The 19,400-nt window shown below is 42.8% G+C and carries 17 protein-coding genes and 1 other RNA gene; 2 read left to right on the forward strand and 16 right to left on the reverse strand.

Annotated elements, in window-relative coordinates:
- Positions 1-109: 109 nt before the first annotated feature.
- Genes KP625_RS05785 through purM form a run of 5 tightly spaced genes read right to left on the reverse strand, consistent with a single transcriptional unit; the run spans position 110 to position 5,876 of the window.
- A complete protein-coding gene (locus KP625_RS05785; RefSeq protein ID WP_238299734.1) occupies positions 110-2,548 on the reverse strand; it encodes an ATP-dependent Clp protease ATP-binding subunit in 2,439 nt (812 codons plus the stop codon).
- On the reverse strand, positions 2,545-2,946 hold the full coding sequence (locus KP625_RS05790) for a GntR family transcriptional regulator (protein WP_238299735.1): 402 nt from the start codon (positions 2,944-2,946) through the stop codon (positions 2,545-2,547). The genes KP625_RS05785 and KP625_RS05790 overlap by 4 nt, the downstream gene beginning before the upstream one ends.
- A gap of 18 nt (positions 2,947-2,964) precedes the next feature.
- Positions 2,965-4,236 carry a phosphoribosylamine--glycine ligase gene (gene purD, locus KP625_RS05795; RefSeq protein WP_177970471.1) on the reverse strand — a complete coding sequence of 424 codons (1,272 nt, stop codon included), beginning with the start codon at positions 4,234-4,236 and terminating at the stop codon, positions 2,965-2,967.
- Between the two features lie 27 nt (positions 4,237-4,263).
- Positions 4,264-4,857 (reverse strand): phosphoribosylglycinamide formyltransferase, encoded by a 594-nt coding sequence (gene purN / locus KP625_RS05800; RefSeq protein WP_177970470.1) that lies wholly within the window; start codon positions 4,855-4,857, stop codon positions 4,264-4,266.
- Positions 4,851-5,876: a phosphoribosylformylglycinamidine cyclo-ligase gene (gene purM, locus KP625_RS05805; protein WP_238299736.1), complete on the reverse strand. Its 1,026-nt coding sequence runs from the start codon at positions 5,874-5,876 to the stop codon at positions 4,851-4,853. The genes purN and purM overlap by 7 nt, the downstream gene beginning before the upstream one ends.
- A gap of 223 nt (positions 5,877-6,099) precedes the next feature.
- On the opposite strand from purM, the gene KP625_RS05810 reads away from it, so the two are divergent.
- Complete coding sequence (locus KP625_RS05810; RefSeq protein ID WP_238299737.1) at positions 6,100-8,415, forward strand: diguanylate cyclase; 2,316 nt, start codon at positions 6,100-6,102, stop codon at positions 8,413-8,415.
- Here KP625_RS05810 and metF read toward each other — a convergent pair.
- The 6 genes from metF to KP625_RS05840 form a co-directional block, all read right to left on the reverse strand.
- Positions 8,412-9,266 carry a methylenetetrahydrofolate reductase [NAD(P)H] gene (metF, locus tag KP625_RS05815; protein ID WP_238299738.1) on the reverse strand — a complete coding sequence of 285 codons (855 nt, stop codon included), beginning with the start codon at positions 9,264-9,266 and terminating at the stop codon, positions 8,412-8,414. The two genes, KP625_RS05810 and metF, sit on opposite strands and share 4 nt — an antisense overlap.
- Positions 9,267-9,311: 45 nt before the next feature.
- Positions 9,312-9,749 carry an acyl-CoA thioesterase gene (locus KP625_RS05820; RefSeq protein WP_238299739.1) on the reverse strand — a complete coding sequence of 146 codons (438 nt, stop codon included), beginning with the start codon at positions 9,747-9,749 and terminating at the stop codon, positions 9,312-9,314.
- Between the two features lie 2 nt (positions 9,750-9,751).
- A complete protein-coding gene (locus tag KP625_RS05825) occupies positions 9,752-10,450 on the reverse strand; it encodes a hypothetical protein (RefSeq protein ID WP_238299740.1) in 699 nt (232 codons plus the stop codon).
- Positions 10,451-10,524: 74 nt separating this feature from the next.
- Positions 10,525-11,370, reverse strand: a complete 846-nt coding sequence (locus KP625_RS05830; RefSeq protein WP_238299741.1) for a sensor histidine kinase — start codon at positions 11,368-11,370, stop codon at positions 10,525-10,527.
- Entirely contained in the window at positions 11,357-12,100 is a 744-nt protein-coding gene (locus KP625_RS05835) for a LytR/AlgR family response regulator transcription factor (RefSeq protein ID WP_238299742.1), read from the reverse strand. Before KP625_RS05835 ends, KP625_RS05830 begins: the two co-directional genes overlap by 14 nt.
- A 28-nt stretch (positions 12,101-12,128) precedes the next feature.
- Positions 12,129-12,677, reverse strand: a complete 549-nt coding sequence (locus KP625_RS05840) for a nitroreductase family protein (RefSeq protein WP_238299743.1) — start codon at positions 12,675-12,677, stop codon at positions 12,129-12,131.
- Between the two features lie 68 nt (positions 12,678-12,745).
- Here KP625_RS05840 and rnpB point away from each other — a divergent pair.
- An RNA gene (gene rnpB / locus KP625_RS05845) (RNase P RNA component class A) lies at positions 12,746-13,086 on the forward strand.
- A gap of 22 nt (positions 13,087-13,108) precedes the next feature.
- On the opposite strand, the gene KP625_RS05850 is transcribed toward rnpB, so the two are convergent.
- From KP625_RS05850 to dnaG, 5 genes are read right to left on the reverse strand one after another with little or no spacing between them, the layout of a single operon-like run.
- Positions 13,109-14,794 (reverse strand): nucleoside kinase, encoded by a 1,686-nt coding sequence (locus tag KP625_RS05850; RefSeq protein ID WP_238299744.1) that lies wholly within the window; start codon positions 14,792-14,794, stop codon positions 13,109-13,111.
- A gap of 24 nt (positions 14,795-14,818) precedes the next feature.
- Positions 14,819-15,583 carry a Nif3-like dinuclear metal center hexameric protein gene (locus tag KP625_RS05855; protein WP_238299745.1) on the reverse strand — a complete coding sequence of 255 codons (765 nt, stop codon included), beginning with the start codon at positions 15,581-15,583 and terminating at the stop codon, positions 14,819-14,821.
- Positions 15,584-15,601: 18 nt separating this feature from the next.
- Entirely contained in the window at positions 15,602-16,321 is a 720-nt protein-coding gene (locus KP625_RS05860; RefSeq protein ID WP_238299746.1) for a tRNA (adenine(22)-N(1))-methyltransferase, read from the reverse strand.
- A 25-nt stretch (positions 16,322-16,346) separates the two neighbouring features.
- Positions 16,347-17,534: an RNA polymerase sigma factor RpoD gene (gene rpoD / locus KP625_RS05865; protein ID WP_370641427.1), complete on the reverse strand. Its 1,188-nt coding sequence runs from the start codon at positions 17,532-17,534 to the stop codon at positions 16,347-16,349.
- Positions 17,535-17,566: 32 nt separating this feature from the next.
- Positions 17,567-19,387, reverse strand: a complete 1,821-nt coding sequence (gene dnaG, locus KP625_RS05870; RefSeq protein ID WP_238299747.1) for a DNA primase — start codon at positions 19,385-19,387, stop codon at positions 17,567-17,569.
- Between the last annotated feature and the right edge of the window lie 13 nt (positions 19,388-19,400).

The raw sequence follows: 19,400 nt of genomic DNA on the forward strand, positions 1-19,400 counted from the left end.
GTATTTTATAATTACGTATCTCGAATTCGTTCTTGCTTAATTCTTTTTTATTATACAACAATTTTACATAAATTTCTACAAATTCTTACGTGAAATTTGTTCAAAATTATTATTTTTTTGTGAACACAACTTTGCCATCCACCACGGTCATACTTACCTTGTCAGATGCCTGAATCTTTCCGGACAAAATCTCCTCCGCCAGAGAATCTTCTATATTATTTTGAATTGCACGTTTTAATGGTCGGGCACCGTATTTCTTATCATAGCCCTTCTCGAAAATGAAGTTCTTCACTGTGTCGCCATAGGTAAGTGTAATATCCATCTGTTTTGCCAGACGGTTCTTCAATTCCTTCAGCATCAATGCAGCAATCCCCTTGACATCCTCTTTTGAGAGTGCACGGAATACAATAATGTCATCAATACGGTTCAGGAATTCCGGTTTGAATAACCGTTTTACCTCCTCCATGACATTATTTTTCATATCTTTATGCTCGGACTCTGCATTTTCCACGTTAGAAAATCCTAATTTCTTCGGATCTACGATTCTTTGCGCTCCGGCATTACTTGTCATAATGATAATCGTATTCTTGAAATCCACGGTTCTTCCCTGTGAATCTGTGATACGTCCATCATCGAGTACCTGCAGCAATACATTAAATACATCCGGATGTGCCTTTTCAATCTCATCAAATAAAATGACAGAATACGGGTTCTTACGCACCTGTTCCGAAAGCTGTCCACCCTCTTCAAAGCCAACATAGCCCGGTGGCGAACCAATCATCTTCGACACACTGTGTTTCTCCATATATTCAGACATATCCACACGGATAATTGCATTCTCATTTCCAAACATCGCTTCTGCAAGTGCCTTGGAAAGTTCTGTCTTGCCAACACCGGTTGGTCCAAGGAATAAAAATGATCCAATCGGACGCTTCGGATCCTTCAAACCAACCCTGCCGCGGCGAATTGCCTTAGCCACTGTCTCAACCGCCTCATTCTGCCCCACCACACGCTTATGCAGAATTTCTTCAAGCTTCAGCAACCGCTGGGACTCCGTCTGCGTAATCTTGCTGACCGGAATTTTAGTCCACACAGAAACAACATCCGCAACATCTTCTTCTGATACAAGCATCTGCTCCTGCTCTTTTTCGCGCATGTAATGTTTGGTCTTTTCGATTTTCTTGTCTGTCTTATCCAGATCCTTCTTCAATGCCTGCGCAGTTTCTATATCACCCTCTGAAAGTGCCGCCTCCAACGCATCCTCCAGATTGTGACGCATTTCTTCTGCTTTCCTTGCCGTTTTATTGCCTGCAAAGATGCCAAGTTTCTTTCTCGAAGCGGCCTCATCAATCAGGTCAATCGCCTTATCGGGCAGGAATCGGTCATTGATATAACGAATCGCATAGTCCGTTGCCGCTTCCAATGCATCATCCGAGATAGTTACTCCATGATGCTCTTCATACTTGCTCCGCAATCCCTGTAAGATGGCAATCGTCTCCTCACGTGTCGGTTCTTCCACATAGACTGGTTGGAATCGTCGTTCCAGTGCCGCATCTTTCTCGATATACTTCCGATATTCGGTCCGTGTTGTCGCACCAATCATCTGCACTTCGCCACGGGACAATGCCGGTTTCAGGATGTTAGAAGCATCCATGGCGCCCTCAGCACCGCCTGCGCCAATCAGTGTATGCAGCTCATCTACAAAAAGGATTACATTACCTGCCGCGCGCACCTCGGCAATCACACGTTTGATACGTTCCTCAAACTCGCCACGATATTTTGAACCTGCCACCATACCAGACAAATCCAGACTTAAGATGCGCTTGTCTGCCAGAATCTCCGGCACCGTACCAGATGCGATCATCTGTGCCAGACCTTCCACAACTGCGGTTTTACCTACGCCGGGCTCACCCACCAGACATGGATTATTCTTCATACGACGACACAGAATCTGCATCACGCGTTCCACTTCTGCATTTCTGCCAACAACCGGATCCAGGCGTTCTTCTCTGGCTGCTCCCGTCAGATCCCGGCTATACTGTTCCAATGTAGGATAAGAAGATTTTTTCTTACTCTTCGGATTTTTTAACGCACCCAGTTCACGCTTTGCCTGCGTCAGATCCATACCAAGCGCTGTTAACGTATCAACGAAAGTCTTTTGCAGATTAACAGCCATTGAATTCAAAAGCTTGATTGCAAGCGTATCAACCGATTTTAAAATTGCAAGCAAAATATGCTCCGTACCGATTTTCTCGTTACGAAGCCTGTCCGCTTCCTTTTCTGACTGTTCCAGAAGCTGTGTCAGTTTATCCGAATATGCCAGTTTCCTGGCTGTTTTTTTACTTCCGCTATTCTGTTCCAGATATTTCAAAACAAAGGATTCGTCTGCCCCATTTTCTGCAAGAATTTTCCACGCGGTTACCCAAGGACAGCTAAGCATACCAAAGAGCAAATGCTCCGTGCCGATATAGCTGTACTTCATCTGATGGGCAGTCTCCTCCATCACAACAAGCACTTCCCGTGCCTGCTCTGTATATTCTAGTCTCATGTTTTCTTGTTACCTCCGTGTGCAATGTCGCCAAATTCTTTATACATATCCGTTATAATCTGGTGCATTTCAGCAAGACTGATATCTTTGCATATTGCCTCTGCAACAAGCATCTGCATATCCAGATTGACCTTCTCGAGCTGTTCCTTGCGCGACTCTACCGTCACGCAGACAACAGCTCCTTTTCTGCGGTCAAGCTTCAGATATCCGTCATTTCGAAGTAATGCATATGCTTTATTCACTGTGTGCATATTCACACCGATATCTTCCGCCAATTGCCGAACCGACGGCAACGACTCACCATTCTTGATTTTATCCTGTGCAATTCCCAGTATGATCTGATTCCGCAACTGCATATAAATCGCCTCGTTGCTGTTAAAATCAAGTTCAATGAACATAAAATTCCTTCTTCCTAATTACTGTTCATCGATGGCCTTACCAATATCATGTCGCATATATTTGTTCTCAAAATCAATCCATTCGGTTGCTTTATATGCGTTCGCACGTGCCTCTACCAATGTCTTACCCTTCGCTGTCACACCTAATACACGGCCACCGTTTGTCACAATTCCTTTATCTGTCTGTTTGGTTCCTGCATGGAATACATAGTATCCGTCTTTATCCTTAAATGTATCCAGACCGTCAATGACAAATCCCTTGTCATAATGCTCCGGGTATCCATCTGACGCGAGAACTACGCAGACTGCTGCCTGCTCGTCGAACTCGAGTTCTACCTCATCAAGTCTGCCATCAATACAAGCTTCCATCACGTCGATAATATCATTCTTCATACGTGGAAGTACAACCTGCGCCTCCGGATCACCAAATCGTGCATTATATTCCAGTACACGCGGGCCATCCGGTGTCAACATCAGACCACAGAATAAGATTCCCGTGAAATCTCTGCCCTCCGCCTTCATTGCATCCATCGTCTTCTGGTAGACATGTTCCTTGCAGAATTTGTCTACTTCGTCTGTATAAAACGGGCTTGGTGAGAATGTTCCCATACCTCCGGTGTTAAGTCCCTTGTCACCATCTTTCGCACGCTTGTGATCCTGTGCGGACGCCATCGGTTTGATATGTGTTCCATCACAGAAGCAAAGCACCGATACTTCACGTCCAGTCATAAACTCCTCAATAACAATCTTATCTCCGGCAGAGCCAAACTGCTTATCAAGCATCAGCGTCTTGACGCCTTCCTTTGCCTCATCGAGTGTATTGCAGATCAACACCCCCTTGCCAAGTGCCAGACCATCCGCCTTCAATACAATTGGCATCTTTGCTGTTTCCAGATATGCAAGTGCCGCATCTGCATTGTCAAATGTCTCATATGCAGCACTTGGAATACCGTATTTTTTCATCAAATCCTTAGAAAATGCTTTTGAACCTTCTATAATAGCCGCATTGGCTTTTGGTCCAAATACACGAATTCCCGCATCCATAAATGCATCTGCAACACCTGCAACAAGCGGATCATCCGGTCCGACAATTGCAAGATCAATCTCCTTTTCTTTTGCAAATGCAACCAGTTTGTCTGCATCCATTACTGATATATCTACACAGGTTGCAAGCTGCGCAATACCTGCATTTCCGGGAGCTGCATAAAGCTCTGTCACACGTTTACTCTGACTACACTTCCATGCAATGGCATGCTCTCTGCCACCGCCACCAACGATAAGTACTTTCATGATTTCCTCCTTTATTCGGTTCTATTCCTACACTTCACCATTGGCAATCATATTGATAGCCGCCGGAAGCAATTTCCACTCTGCCTCTTCCATCACACGTCTCTGCAGAATTTCCGGCGTATCCCCCGGTTTTACTTCCACTGCCTTCTGTAAAAGAATCGGACCGGTATCTGTTCCTTTATCCACATAATGTACGGTTGCACCGGTCAGCTTAACGCCACGGGCAAGTGCCGCCTCATGCACTTTCAAGCCATAATATCCGGTTCCGCAGAACGATGGAATCAGGGATGGGTGAATATTGATAATCTTATTCTCATATTCATCGATCATAATCTCCGGAATCACAACCAGGAATCCCGCAAGTACAATCAGATCCGGCTTGTATGCACGGATTGCACAAAGCAGTCCTTCATTAAACGCAACGCGATTCTCGTAATCCTTTGGGGAAACGACCTTTGCATCGATACCCGCTTTCTCCGCACGCTCCAATGCGCGCACGCCATAATTGTTGCTGATCACACCAACCAATTCTGTATTTGTAATCGTACCATCTGCCACCGCATCAATAATTGCCTGCAGATTCGTTCCGCCACCGGACACGCACACAACAACCCTTAGCATAATTCGACTCCTTTTTCTCCTGCCTTTGTCTCACCGATCACCCATGCCTTATCTCCGGTCTTCTCCAAAGCAGCAAGTGTTTTATCTACATCGGCAGCATCTACAGCAAGCACCATACCGATACCCATGTTATATGTGTTATACATCATCTTCTCTTCAATATCGCCGGTCTTTGCAAGGAGCTTGAAAATCGCCGGTACTTCATAGCTGTCCTTCTTCACACTTGCAACGATTCCGTCCGGCAGCATACGCGGAATATTCTCATAGAAACCACCGCCTGTAATATGACTGCACCCCTTGATTGTTACTCCGGATTCCTTCACACCGCGGAGTGCCTTCACATAGATTCTTGTCGGTGCAAGCAGTGCCTCACCAAGTGTTGTCCCAAGTTCATCATAGTATGTAGACAAGCTTTCCTTTGTCATATCAAATACTTTACGGACAAGAGAGAATCCGTTGCTATGTACACCCGTTGAAGCAATACCGATCAATGCGTCACCCGACTTGATATTCTGTCCGGTGATCATATCCTTCTTATCGCAGACGCCAACTGCAAATCCGGCAAGATCGTATTCATCTTCCTGCATCAGGCCCGGATGTTCTGCTGTCTCTCCACCGATCAATGCCGCATCTGACTGTACACATCCCTCTGCAACGCCACTGACAATCGTTGCAATCTTCTCCGGGTAGTTCTTTCCACATGCAATATAGTCAAGGAAAAACAATGGTTCTCCACCTGCACAGGCAATATCATTGACACACATTGCAACTGCATCAATACCAATCGTATCATGCTTATCCATCACCATTGCAAGCTTCACTTTCGTTCCACAGCCATCTGTTCCGGATAATAAAACAGGCTCTTCCATATCCTTGATTGTATTCAGAGAAAAAGCTCCCGAAAATCCACCAATGTTGGTCAGCACTTCCGAACGCATCGTCTTCTTGATATGCTCTTTCATCAGTTCTACAGACTTGTAACCTGCTTCGATATCAACGCCAGCCTTTTTGTAATCCATAATTTTATCCTCCTGTTTGCGGGACGAACCCAATCTTCTTTTCATACCCGATAATTATAGTCGATATAGAACAGTTTGTAAACCTTGAAAATATGTATTTTTATGTCAAATTTTGTTGAATTTTGAGCCTATATATGCTACTTTTATAAGTGGGTATTACTATGTAAATTTTTGTCTTTTATGCATATTGACACAAAAAGACGTTCGGGGGTGTTTCAATTTTATGAAGAAAAACAACAAGCGGTTAAATATCGGTTTTTTTACCTGTCATTTGGATAATGACTATGCCTATGAGGTTTGTAAAGGCGTTGACTATGCTGCCAAAGAACTCGACGTAAATCTAATCGTATTTCCTGGTATGTATATGAACGCTTCCTATAACGATCCTAAAAACGCTCGTTTTGATTACCAGTATAATTCTATTTTTTATTATGCTTCCAAGCATACATTAGATGCATTAATTGTTTCCATCGGTTCGATCGGAAGCTTTCTATCCGAAAATGATATGATTGCATTTCTGAAAAACTTCGATATTCCGATCCTTACCATTGAAATTGAAGTTCCCGGATATCCTTATCTTTACACAGAAGGACGTACCGGCATGAGAGAAGCAATTGAACATTTAATTACCGAGCACCACAAAACAAAAATCGGTTTTGTCAGCGGGAGACGTGAGAACGCAGATGCCAAGGAGCGTCTAGATACCTATTGTCAGGTGTTGATGGATCATAACATTCCTGTCGAAGAAGACCGTATTGTATATGGTAATTTCTCAGAGTACACCGAAGACATTGTAAATAATCTGCTGGATGCCAATCCTGATTTGGAAGCAATCGTATTTGCAAACGATTCCATGGCAATTGGAGGATATAATGCCATTAAAGCACGGGGTCTCGAAATTGGAAAAGATATTCTGGTTACAGGCTATGACAATGCACCCGCATCTCTGATTTTAGATCCACCACTTACAACCGTACACAATAACATCCTCGATATGGGGTATCATGCAGTCCACGAAGTTCTGCATCTGCTTAAGCACGGAAATACAAGCAAAAGCATTTTAAATTCCAGTCTGATTGTGCGTTCTTCCTGTGGTTGTGGTGATTTTAAATCGAAGAAAGCTCAGGAATTAGCTTCGATACTGGCAAAGAAAGATATTGATCTGGCACGTAATTATATTCTGCAATATCTATTCGGAAGCTACAGGGATAACTTTTATTATTCCAAATTGATCAGCCTTTTCGCAGATCCTTTGGAGCTGATTTTGAAGCCGCTCATAAACGGCAGCATGGATTTCAATATTACCGATATCTCAGGCAGTCTTCTGGCAATGATTGATACCGATTTTATTGATTTATATTTCAGCAGTGACAAACTGACCTATGCCATACGGGAACTGAACCAGTTACTTTGCTCTATTGCAGACGAAAGCCACAAATGCAAAATAATGGAGTTATTCAACCGGCTCTACTCGGATATGCTTGCAAAATCATCAACAACATTATACAACACGATTCACAATCATAAGCAGGCAGTGTGGACTTCCATGTATATCACACGAGACACTCTGACTTACAGCGACGATGAAGAATCCTGTTTCCGTCTGATCATGGATAAACTGCAGGATGCACATTTTATAAGTTCTTATATGTACATGTACGAAGAGCCGGTTATGCTGATGGCTGACGGTTCCTGGAAGATTCCAAAAACCATGTATCTGCAGGCGTGTAACAACAACGGAAAAACAACTTATTTAAGCGGAGATGACCGTCTGATCTGTTCGGACAAAGTATTTTTCAACCAATACACTTCCTTCGACCGGCGCCGCACACTTGTCATCACTCCGTTGTTCACGAATAATATTCAATATGGTCTGTTCGTTGGTGAAATCGGCATTGAACATTTTCAGAATATCTATCCGAACAGTCTGCAGCTTGCAACATCCCTGAATTTTATTTCCCTGATGAAGCAGCAGCTTCTCACTCAGAGCAAGCTTGCAAATTCAGCTGCAGAACTGAACGAAAAAAATATTCTTTTAAATAAGCTTTCTATCACCGATGGTTTGACCGGCATTAACAACCGACGCGGATTTTTAGACAGCGTACAGGCGCATGTCAACTCTTCCTACAATGAAGGAAAGCCGGCCATGCTGTTATTCGCGGATATGGATAACCTGAAACAGGTAAATGACAGATTTGGTCACAAGAATGGTGATTATTCCATCAAATGCATTGCTCATATTCTTCAGCAAAGTTTTGACTCCGATGATGTAATCGGAAGAATCGGCGGAGATGAATTTGTAGCGTTCTGTTTCTTAGACGATCCTCATACACCGGATCATCTGTGTGCAAAAATAAAAGAGCTTTCCGATCACCTCAATCAAACAAACGAAAAGCCCTATTATATCGATGTGAGTCTTGGTATATCCACCTTTATCTGCAGTCCATCACTCAATATCGAGGATGTCCTGCATCAGGCTGACGAAGCCTTATATGAACACAAGAAAAATAAAAGAAAAGATGTTTTGAAGCCAGTTTAAAAACTGGCTTCATAAATCTGTTTTGTTACATCTGCTTTATTCATCGAATAAATATGTACGCCGGCAACGCCGTGTTTCTTGAGATCCAGAATCTGATTCACGGCATATTCAATGCCGGCTTTCTTCATATCCTCCGGATTCTCTCCGTACTTTGCAATCATATTGCTCATCTCAACCGGGACAGAAGAACCTGACAATGTTACACTTGTACCGAGCTGTTTTGCAGCCGTCACAGGCATGATACCTGCATGAACCGGAATATTAATTCCTGCTTTTTCCAGTTTGTCCATGAAGGAATAAAAAGCATTATTATCAAAAAACATCTGCGTAATCAGACAGTTTAATCCCAAATCCACTTTTTGCTTCAGATGCCGGATATCATCTTCCTGGTTTTTCGATTCCGGGTGTACCTCCGGATAGCACGCTCCTGCAATAAAGAAATCACCATTTTTCTTAATCTCCGGAATCAAATCTGTCGCATACTTAAAATACCTCTGGTCAAATTCTTCCTGAGTCATGGTTCTCGGTTTATCTCCTCGCAGAGCCAGAATATTTTCCACACCTTTCTTTTTCAGTTCGAACAGCAATGCACGAAGCCCTGCTTCATCCATGCCCACTGCTGTCATATGTGCGAGTGCCTCCACTTCGCATATATTCTGAATATATGCCGCAATCGTTGCGGTCTTTTTACTGTTGCTTCCGCCTGCTCCATATGTAACACTGATAAAGTCCGGTTTCAATGTCTTTATCTCATCCAATGTTTTATAAATCTGGTAGATGTCATCGTCTCGCTTCGGCGGGAACACCTCACAAGAAAACACAACACCACTATGTTCTTTTTCCTGAATCATGCCTATCTCCTTTTGTATTTTAAATCCGCCTTCCTTGTACCAATATCAATCATCATACATTTCAGGATTCGCCATCAGCAATAATTTTTCATACAGCTTTGGTGCTTCCTTCTTCAAACTTACCGGTTTGAAATCATTGTTCAAAAAACAATGGGCAGTCATCGCTGTATGTTTCACCGTCTTCATATCCGCATCATAAATCTTATAATTGATATAGAATTTGAATGCACTGACTTTATAAATATCCGGAACAACTTTAACGGTCTCTCCAAATTTTATGCTCTCTGTAAATTTCTCAGACAATTCCAACACCGGTATCATATATCCCATATTCTCCAATTCCGCATAAGGAAGACCATAATAGGACATCATATCAATCCGGCAATCTTCCAGAATACGAGCATAATTTGAATGATGCACGACTCCCATACGGTCAGTTTCATAATAATGAATTTGTCTTTCATAATATGGATATCTTTTCATGCTTAGGATTCCTTCTTTTCTTCAGCTTTTTTTCTCTGATCTGCAATATGCTTTTCTACTGATGTTTCTTTTTTCTTTGCTGTCTGCATTCTCACTTTATTCTTCTCATCATACAGCTCGTTCGAAAGAAGCTGACCAAGTTCCAAAATCTGCGCATATCGTTCTTCTTTGCTTAGTTCTTTCAGATTTCCCATCAGTTCGGCTTTATTTTCTTCCACAATTCGCGTTTTTTCTTCCAATGTATGTACAAACTCTTCATACTGTTGTTTTACCATACTGTAAGAATTCGCAAGCAGATCATTTACCTCTGTCAGCATCTCATCCGTATAAATCAGAGAAGCTGCGTAAATATCTCCGGCTGTACGAAGCGCCTCACGATCCTCTATCTGCAGATCCCCCGGATGGAACGCAGGAAGTGTCGACATTCGTTTTGTGACACGAATCCGGCTTGCATTCCGCTCCGCCTCCATCAGAATTTCTTCCGCTTCTTTTTTTGCCTCAGTCAAAATTCTGCCTCTTCGGTCATTCACTTCCCGATAAATCTTCAACTCACCCCGGACAATATTTTCCAGTTCTCGGATTAATCGAACCATCTCTTCTTTATCTACAAGTACTTTTCCAGAAGCAAACGGAACATTTTGTCCATTTTCAACGCTATCAATCAGTTGTTCAATAATTTGATCTGTTCTTCCGTTTTCCATAATCACATTTATCAACTTTCTATATTACTGTGTGTACAAAACTCACTATAATATACAAGTTTTCCTCTATAATTTCAACCTTTTTTCATCGGAAATGACACATATGCACAGAACTTCCCATCTTGTTCCGACAACAGCAAGACTCCGTCGAGATCCCGCGCAAGCCGTCTGACACTGCGGATACCAAGTCCATGCTTGAATTTATCTTCTTTTGTCGTGTGCAGTTTGGGATTATCTGTAAGTATTGGAACGCTTATACGATTTTGTACCAATATACAATACATCCCTTTTTCCTCATACATATCCAACGTGATTTCACGATTGTCTTCTTTTTCCTCTGCTTCAATCGCATTATCCAGCAGATTTGCCAAAATCACAGCCGTTTCCATCGTACATGCAGGCGGAACAACTCCGTTGATCCTTATATCTACCGGAATATTTTGTTTTGCCGCAGTTTCCAGTTTGTCATTTAGTACTGCATTAATTGCCCCACTCGAAGCATAATATACCATCTGAGAATTCAACCGCCGTTCTACGATGTCCACAATTCTGGTTCTTGCCTCTTCATATTCCGCATTTTCAAGCAATCCCAGAACTGCGACAAGATAAGATTTTACATCATGATTGATGGTACGCGCCTGCTCATATACTTCACTTACCTTCTGATACATCGTAGATTCCTGCGCAACCTGCATATTCAAAATCTCATTTTTGACAGCAATGCGTTTTAATTCTTTTAATGAATGCACACATATACATATCAATATACTCGCAAGAAGAAACACTACTACAAATACAAGAATCCCAATCCAATTACCATATTGCCCATTCGAGCCCAGCCAGACCACCATAGTCAGACACACAAGTCCGATTGAAAGCGCAATGGATAATGATAATACCAGTTTCCTAAGAAATTCCAAACAACATCCTCCTCACATAATTCGCATGCTGCCGGCGAACCTGTTCCAGATATTTCCGACTGACCGGTACGTGTTCCTGATTGTCTAACCGTATCTCCTTCGAATTAATTGCATAAATATTCCGCACATTCACCAAATATCCGACATGCACTCGCAAAAAGCCATATTTCTCCAGTTTCTTTGCAAATTCGGAGATTTTTGCCCGCAGAACCTCCTGCCTGCCATCCTCTCTGTGAATAATCACATAATGCCCACTGCTCTCAAGATACAGCACATCACTGACGCAAATCTGAACCATATTGACGCCTACTTCCATCTCACAATACATCGTCTGCTGCTTAATCTCCTCCAGCACACTCAGCAAAGCTTCTTCCAGTTCCTGCAGCAATCGCTCTTTCCGTATAAAACGGAACGGACGATAATGAAGCGCATCAAACACAAGTTCATTTCGATTTGTAATAAAAATAATGTTTACCATATGCTTTCGGCATTCAATCTGCTTTGCAATATGCATACCATCAATTCCCGGCATATCAATATCCAGTAATAGCACATGCATATTCAAAATTTCTTCGAAATTCCGCATCAGATCATTTCCGCTTTTATATGTACAGATAGAAAAAACAAATTTTCCTTCTTCATGAATCGGAGCAAATATCTCCTCTGTATTTTTTTGTATTCGGTTTAAATCATCCTTATTGTCATCACAAATAGCAATTTTTATATCCATAGAGTCCCCATCCCAAGGTGTATCTCATTTATTTATCCATATAAGTAATAAGCTCTGCTGTTTCTTTTCTCGGTGTTGCATCCGGTGTGAATTTCGGGAATCCGATCGGAATCAGAGCCGCAACCGTTTTTCCCGCTTCCAGGCCGATCGTCTCTGCAACCTTTGCATCATCAAACACACCCATAATACAGCTTCCAACACCCTTATCATAAGCTGCTAAGCTGAATGTCATCGCCGCGATACCCGCATCAAACATCTCCCAGCCGGTTCCCTTGCTTGTTGAGAAGCTTCCATCCTTCTCATAGCCGCATCTGCCGTTCACCTGTGTAAGCACAACCAGATTCTTGCATTTTGAAAGCGTCTTTGCATTGTGTTCAAATCCAAGCAGACAATCATCACAGATTTTCTTGATAATATCCTCATTCTGAATCAATATATAACGAAGCGTCTGTGTATTCTTCCATGTCGGTGCCATCTTCGCTGTATCTATAATCTCCTCGAACAATTCATGGCTGATCAGCTCCTCCGTATAGCGTCTCACACTTCTTCTTGTCTTTAATCCTTCTAATAATTCCATCGTTTTGTCCTCCTAATATTTATTTTTACTTGAATCCATATTCAAGTTATGGTACTCTAATCACTGCGTAAGTCAGATAAGTGATTGCGGCTGCCACATCGGCAGGTGAGGAAAGTCCGGGCTCCATAGGGCAGGATGCCGGATAACGTCCGGTGGAGGTGACTCCCAGGCCAGTGCAACAGAAATAAACCGCCACATATATGTGGTAAGGGTGGAAAGGCGAGGTAAGAGCTCACCGCTGTTCTGGTAACAGGGCAGGCTCTGTAAACCCCATCCGGAGCAAGACCAAACAGAAAACCATACAGCTGCCCGCTGTGTTTTCAGGTAGGTTGCTTGAACCTTACGGTAACGTAAGGTCTAGATAGATAATCACTCTCGACATAACCCGGCTTATCGTCTGGCTTACGCTTTTTTATTTTTCTTCCAGTTGCTTATACATCAAAACAGCTGCCCCCAACAAACTCCCGTAAAATTGAATTTGTCGGAATATTTGTTACCTCCATTCCAAGGAAATAATCCAGGAATTTCAACAACCGTTTTGCCTCATAATACTCTTCACATTCCTTTGGTACTGAAAACAAAAGCGGCTCCGCATATTGCTTAATTACACTCAATTCGTAGATCAAAGCTGAATTAAACATCACATCAGCCTCTTCTTGATATGGGAAAATGTATTTTTCTTCGCCACGTCGGACAGACGGCCACATCGCAATTGTCTCCCGTGCATCGTTTCCCCGTGTCCGGGCATCCCGCACAATCCGGCGAATCAGTCTTCCATCGGTAGTCGGAATCCGGTTATGATCATCAATATTAATTTGTGTCAGCGCACTAATATAGATTTTAAATTTGCTGTCATCCGGAAGCCCCTCTGTCATCAGTGGATTTAACGCATGAATTCCTTCCGCAACAAGCACATCGCCGGAATTTAATTTTAATTTCTTTCCTTTGTATTCTTTTCTTCCCTGTGTAAAGTTAAAAGTCGGAATCGGAATTTCTTCTCCTAAAAGTAACTTCTTCATGTCCGAATGGAACAGATTAAGATCCATTGCTTCAATACATTCAAAATCATAATTTCCATTCTCATCCTTCGGTGTATTCTCCCGGTCAACAAAATAATTATCGAGTGAAAGCGGATACGGCCGCAATCCATGTGCTCGAAGCTGCACACTTAACCGATGCGAAAACGTTGTCTTCCCGGAAGAACTCGGCCCCGCAATCAACACAATCTTCTTTTCACCTGCACGAATCATATCCGCAATCTGGGCAATCTGTTTCTCCTGCAATGCCTCATGCACAAGCATCAGTTCCCGGATATCGCCCTTTGTAATACACTCATTCAGCTGTCCAACATTGCTGACATCCAAAGTCTGACTCCAGTCATCCGATGTCTTCAATACAGAGAATAATTTCTCCCGCGGTTCAAACTCAGGGATAATCTCCGGTTCTTCCCGTGTCGGTGCCATCAACATAAATCCCGTATCATAGGGTACAAGATCATAACAGGTAATATATCCCGTAGACGGAACCATATAGCCATAGAAGTAATCTTCATAATCCTCAATGCTATACAGGTTTGCCTTTGACACACGTCTGTATCGGAATAAGCGTTCTTTATCAAACCGACCCTGTTTTGCAAACCTCTGTACCGCTTCTTCCGTGGATACCGATTCCTTGATAATTGCTATATCCTTGCGAACCAGTTCATTCATCCGGTTTTTTACACGGAATAAGATATCCTTTGTAACAGGAACTTCTTCTGATACCTTGCGTTCCCCGTCCCGCGAATTCTTCAGAAGCCGGCAATAATATCCTTTGCCAAGCGAATACATCACTTTTACACTGTAACCGCTTCCCATTACATCCGAAAACGCTTTTACCATAAGAAAGGTCAGACTCCGCTTATACGTATCCATACCAATCACAGACGTTTTCTCCACAAGGCGCAGTTCCACATCCCGATCTAACAGCTTGCCAAGTTCACACAGCTTCCGATTGCAAAACGCAAGCACATATTTCTGCTTATCCTCCTGCATATGTGCGTGCACAAATTCCGTGATTGCCGAAAATTTATCCACCTCATACACTTGCCCATCCATCGTAACCTTGATTTTTTCCATAACACCCACTCCTTTCATGCACACCTATAAAACCGAAAACGGAACCCCGACTTCCGCTGTCTCGATTTCAACATCCATACAATAATCCTGCAGATATTGATACATCATATGCATAAATATATGTTCCAATCCATAATGCGAAGCATCCAGAATTGAAAGTCCCATCTCGTTTGCATCCAATCCCTCGTGATGTCCGATATCTCCTGTGATCAGACAAGTCGCACCTTTTTTAACCGCAATATCTATTACGCTTTTTCCAGAGCCTGGGCAAATTGCCACTTTTCCCACTGTATCATCTGTATTTCCGTACAATATCACATTTTTTAAATCGAACTTTTCTTTCACCAGTGCAGCCAGATCCCGCACCTCCATCGAAACAGGAAGATATCCGATCTCGCCAATGCCTTCGCCGTCTTTTGTCTCATCCAGCACTTCCACATTCTGCAGCCCAAGCATCATGGCTGCTTCTTTCGCCATGCCACCTATTGTATCAAAATTTGTATGCATCGCATAGCAACAAATACCGTGTTCAATCAGTTTCAATATTTTCCGCCCCAGTACAGTTTCATCATTGACCCGATCAACTTTGCCAAATATCACAGGGTGATGCGATACAATCATATCAACCCCTTTTGAAATAGCTTCGTCAATCACAGACTCTGTGACATCAAGCACTAACAGCAGCTTGCGAACTTCCCTGTCACGTCTTCCCACCAGTAATCCAACATGATCCCATTCCAGTGCATACTCCCTGGGAGCTTTTTTATCCAACAGGTTTATAATATCCATACATTGCATCGTATCACCTCATTTCGCATCATTCGAATACAATCCGATTGCTTCACCAAGCAGGTTCAATTGTGTATCTAATTCCTTTATTCTCCTTTGTGATGACGCCGTCTGTTGTTTTACTAACCGTTCTCTCAATTCCTGCATTTTCTTTTCTTCCAGTTGCAGATAGGTATTATATGTCTTATTTTCCTTATGTAATAAAACAGGGCCATACAGCATTTCTACCGGCTGCATATTCATACACGGCTGCTGTGGTTGTTTTTTTATTGCTTTGATAATTGTGTAAAACTTACCATCTTCTTGCAAAAAATCCTCATCTACAATGATGTATCCCTGCTCCTGCAAGTATCGGCGAACTGTTTGCGGCTCCGATTGCGGTTGTAAAATCAAGCCAATCCCTGCCTCCAGGTGTTTCCTTCCACGCATCAATATTCCGCGCATGAGTTCCCCACCCATTCCTGCAAGAACCGCCCAGTCTGCTTCCCACATATCAAGCTGCTCAAATCCGTCAGAAATACGTGTTTCTACACTTTTATCGAATCCATATTCCTGGATATGTGTCTGTGCGATTGCCAAAGGTCCTTTTCGTACATCCATAGCTATCACATGATCTGCCAACGACTCTGCTATACACGACATCGAGACAAACGCATGATCACATCCGATATCCGCTACACAGGCAATCTTCCCATGTGCTTCTTTCTCCCGTCTCAGCATCGCAAGTATCGCCTGCATACGCATGGACAAAGGTATTTTTCTTTTACTCGTTTGCATCTAAGAAATCCTTCAACTTTCTACTCTTGCTTGGATGTCTCAGTCTACGCAATGCTTTTGCTTCAATCTGGCGGATACGCTCTCTGGTTACCTGGAATTCTTTTCCAACCTCTTCCAGAGTTCTTGCACGGCCATCATCCATACCAAAACGAAGACGTAAAACCTTCTGCTCTCTCGGTGTCAATGTATCCAAAACCTCATTGAGCTGGTCTCTAAGCAGATTGCTCGCTGCAGCCTCTGCCGGAACCGGCACATTCTGATCCTGGATAAAATCACCCAGATGGCTGTCTTCTTCTTCACCGATCGGAGTTTCCAGCGATACCGGTTCCTGCGAAATCTTCAAGATCTCACGTACACGCTCTACAGAAATCCCCATACGCTCTGCAATCTCCTCCGGAAGCGGTTCTCTTCCTAACTCCTGCAGAAGCTGTCTGGACTCACGAATCAGCTTATTGATTGTCTCAACCATATGAACCGGAATCCGGATTGTTCTTGCCTGATCTGCGATTGCACGTGTTATCGCCTGACGAATCCACCACGTTGCATACGTACTAAACTTATATCCCTTTTCATAATCGAATTTTTCAACAGCCTTGATGAGTCCCAGATTTCCTTCCTGAATCAAATCCAAAAACAGCATACCACGTCCTACATATCGTTTTGCAATACTGACAACCAAACGAAGATTCGCTTCTGCAAGTTTCTGTTTTGCCTTCTCATCGCCTGCCTCCATGCGTTTTGCCAACTCAATTTCTTCCTCTGCTGTCAAAAGCGGTACCTTTCCAATCTCTTTCAGATACATACGAACAGGATCTTCAATGCTTACACCGTCCGGAACAGACAAATCAATCTTCTCGATATCAATGTCCGCATCTTCCGTATCTTCCAGAATCATATCATCCAGAATCTCATCATCATCCTCTGTCTCAGACAATACAGCAACATGATGTTCATCCAGATAATCAAATATTTTTGTCATAATATCTGTCGTGAGTGTAATATCCGGCTTACCGACAAAATAATTCACGATTTCCGTATCGATCAACGTATTATCATTCTTCTTTGCCATCTCCACAAGATTCTCCAGATGTTCCTTCATCTGATCTGTCTGCATGATGTTCTCATCTGTATTCTTTGCTGTGCTTGTTTCCTTATCTGTTACTTTCTTTGCCATTTTAGGTTCCATCCTTCCATTGTGATTATATTCTATCCATTCTTTAATGAAATATGCAATTTCGTCAATTTTGCCTTTTCTGCTATCAACTCCGGCAACTGTTCCGGATTTAATGCAATATTCGCCAATTCATAATCAATCCTTGCCATCTTTACTTTTCTGACCAGATCATTGATTATGCGCTCCCGTTCCTCTTCTGTAACCTGAACATCCAATTCTGTCTGTAGAATCTTCGCAACCAGTCTCTGTTTTTCAACATCCTCAAACAGATTCACAATTGCTGCCGGGTTCACGGTTCCTGTCTCCTTATATTGGTCAAACAATCTTTTTGCCACTATATGATAATCTTCATCCACAAAGTCCGCTTCCGTGAGAATCCCATCTAAAAGCTGAAACAATTCCGGATTTCCAACCATCCAGGTAAGAAGCACCCGCTGTGGTTGCAGCCTCTGATCATCCGGATCTTCTCTTGAACGTCCATAGCCCTCCGTTGACTGTCTCACCTCCGGTTCCACCGAAATCGGCACATCAGTCTCTGGCTGTGACGGTGATGTCTTTATACCTATCGTACCATATTTTGTCACCATCGACTTCAGATCCCCTACATCTATATGATACTTTTCTGCAACCGCCTCTATATAACTGTGCCGGACAACCGGTTCATCCAGTGCGGACAATCGTTTCGCCGCATCCTTTGTAAATTGAATCTTCTCTTCCGGATCCTTCAGATTATAATTCTGTGCAATTGCATCAATCTCGAAAACAATTCCCGTTACCGCATCGGCAATGCGCTCTTCAAATGCTTCCTTCCCAAGATTATGTATAAATTCATCCGGGTCTTTATACGGTTTCAAATTTATGACACGTGTTGCAATTCCAACCTCCCGCATAATTCCAATTGCTTTCATTGTTGCTTTTCGGCCGGCGCCATCACTATCATATGCCAGATAAACCTCATCCGTGTATCGTTTTACAATGGTTGCATGTCCCATCGTCAGTGCAGTGCCAAGCGAAGCCGCTGCATTATCAAAGCCAGCCTGATGCATTGCAATTACATCCATATATCCCTCACACAGGATAATCCCCCGCCGCTTCGAGCGTCTCGCATAATTCATGGCAAACAAAGTGTGGCTTTTATCGAAAACCGCTGTCTCCTTCGTGTTGATGTATTTGGGCATTCCGTCACCGAGCACACGACCGCCAAATCCGACAACTTTACTGTTGATGTCCATAATCGGAACCATCGCCCGGTTCCAGAACATGTCCTGTCCTCCTCTGCGCTCATCAATCCGAACCAATCCGGAATCTTTCATCTGCGCATCTGTATATCCTTGTTTCTTTAAATGCTGATATAAATCATTCTCATAAATATTCGCATAACCAAGTCCAAACCGCTGAATCGTCTCATCCGTGAATCCACGATTGTGATAATACTCCAGCGCATGTTTTCCAGCCGGTGTCGCAGTAAGCAGATAATTAAAATAAATTGCTGCTGTTCGGTTCATATCTTTCAGAAGCACTTTATAATTTTCCCTCTGTCTTTGTTCTTTCGAAAAATGCTGTTCCGGCAGATTTACCCCGGCACGTTCTGCAAGCATCTTCAACGCTTCCGGAAATGAAAAATTCTCATATTCCATAATAAACGTTATAACATTTCCGCCCACGCCGCATCCAAAACAATGATACATCTGTTTATCGCGATTCACATGAAAGGATGGCGTCTTCTCATGATGAAATGGACAGCATGCCATATAGGAATTTCCACGTTTTTTTAATGTAACGTAGCTGCCAATCACATCCACAATATCATTTCGGCTGCGTACCTCTTCAATTACATTTTCTGAATAATACAAAACTACTTCACCT

The sequence above is a fragment of the Eubacterium sp. MSJ-33 genome (assembly GCF_022174665.1).
Taxonomy (GTDB): domain Bacteria; phylum Bacillota; class Clostridia; order Lachnospirales; family Lachnospiraceae; genus Coprococcus_C.

What these genes read in the sequence shown, in the direction of transcription:
- KP625_RS05785 (WP_238299734.1), bottom strand. Translation starts at nt 2,548, where the DNA reads ATGAGACTAGAATATACAGAGCAGGCACGGGAAGTGCTTGTTGTGATG.
- KP625_RS05790 (WP_238299735.1), bottom strand. Translation starts at nt 2,946, where the DNA reads ATGTTCATTGAACTTGATTTTAACAGCAACGAGGCGATTTATATGCAG.
- purD (WP_177970471.1), bottom strand. Translation starts at nt 4,236, where the DNA reads ATGAAAGTACTTATCGTTGGTGGCGGTGGCAGAGAGCATGCCATTGCA.
- purN (WP_177970470.1), bottom strand. Translation starts at nt 4,857, where the DNA reads ATGCTAAGGGTTGTTGTGTGCGTGTCCGGTGGCGGAACGAATCTGCAG.
- purM (WP_238299736.1), bottom strand. Translation starts at nt 5,876, where the DNA reads ATGGATTACAAAAAGGCTGGCGTTGATATCGAAGCAGGTTACAAGTCT.
- KP625_RS05810 (WP_238299737.1), top strand. Translation starts at nt 6,100, where the DNA reads ATGAAGAAAAACAACAAGCGGTTAAATATCGGTTTTTTTACCTGTCAT.
- metF (WP_238299738.1), bottom strand. Translation starts at nt 9,266, where the DNA reads ATGATTCAGGAAAAAGAACATAGTGGTGTTGTGTTTTCTTGTGAGGTG.
- KP625_RS05820 (WP_238299739.1), bottom strand. Translation starts at nt 9,749, where the DNA reads ATGAAAAGATATCCATATTATGAAAGACAAATTCATTATTATGAAACT.
- KP625_RS05825 (WP_238299740.1), bottom strand. Translation starts at nt 10,450, where the DNA reads ATGGAAAACGGAAGAACAGATCAAATTATTGAACAACTGATTGATAGC.
- KP625_RS05835 (WP_238299742.1), bottom strand. Translation starts at nt 12,100, where the DNA reads ATGGATATAAAAATTGCTATTTGTGATGACAATAAGGATGATTTAAAC.
- KP625_RS05840 (WP_238299743.1), bottom strand. Translation starts at nt 12,677, where the DNA reads ATGGAATTATTAGAAGGATTAAAGACAAGAAGAAGTGTGAGACGCTAT.
- KP625_RS05850 (WP_238299744.1), bottom strand. Translation starts at nt 14,794, where the DNA reads ATGGAAAAAATCAAGGTTACGATGGATGGGCAAGTGTATGAGGTGGAT.
- KP625_RS05855 (WP_238299745.1), bottom strand. Translation starts at nt 15,583, where the DNA reads ATGGATATTATAAACCTGTTGGATAAAAAAGCTCCCAGGGAGTATGCA.
- KP625_RS05860 (WP_238299746.1), bottom strand. Translation starts at nt 16,321, where the DNA reads ATGCAGGCGATACTTGCGATGCTGAGACGGGAGAAAGAAGCACATGGG.
- rpoD (WP_370641427.1), bottom strand. Translation starts at nt 17,534, where the DNA reads ATGGCAAAGAAAGTAACAGATAAGGAAACAAGCACAGCAAAGAATACA.